Below are 677 nucleotides of genomic sequence, written 5' to 3'. Positions count from 1 at the left end.
CTGGATATCACGGATTCGGATGCCCTCGTCAAAAACGGCGGCGACCGCAAGACGCAGGATGCAGCAAAGAATGCTTACAACACGGTGGTATCCTTCAATGGCCTCAGCGACCAGATGAAGAAGAACTACGGTCTGACGGACAAGACGTCGGCAACGCTGGACAACACGGCAACGGTTGAAAAGGCGAAACTGACGATTGACGCGAAAGACTTTACGGCTGTGTATGGCGATGCTGCAGCTGTTAAGAATGGTCTGAAGGATGCCGGCACGATTACGGGCCTGGTCAATGGCGATGCTGCGAAATATGCAGCGACGGTTGACGGTACTTCGGAAGCCTTGGTAGACGATACGCATACGAACAACGTAGGCGACTATGACGTCAACGCGGTTATCTCGGCAGATACCAGAAATGCGCTGAACAAGAACTACGAGATTTCGGAGACGGCCGGTACCGCCACGATTACGCCGTATACGATTGATGAAAATAACTACAAAGATCACATCAATTCTTCGTACACGACGGTCTACGGCCAGACTGCTGAATTCGGCAAGGCAGCTTTCACGGGCGTCAATGGCGATACGGCAACGCTGGATATCACGGATTCGGATGCTCTGGTCAAGAATGGCGGCGACCGCAAGACGCAGGATGCAGCAAAGAATGCTTACAACACGGTGGT

1 protein-coding gene is annotated in these 677 nt (G+C 52.7%); it reads left to right on the top strand.

Annotation, left to right across the window (positions count from 1 at the left end):
- On the top strand, window positions 1–677 hold a 677-nt coding region (locus ACE419_RS11515; protein WP_435722082.1), incomplete at both ends, for a hypothetical protein.

Origin of the sequence: Mitsuokella apri, from assembly GCF_047974105.1 — a bacterium.
Classification (GTDB): domain Bacteria; phylum Bacillota; class Negativicutes; order Selenomonadales; family Selenomonadaceae; genus Mitsuokella.
The sequence above is the reverse complement of the archived record's forward strand: the minus strand, read 5'-3'. Positions and strand labels throughout refer to the sequence as shown.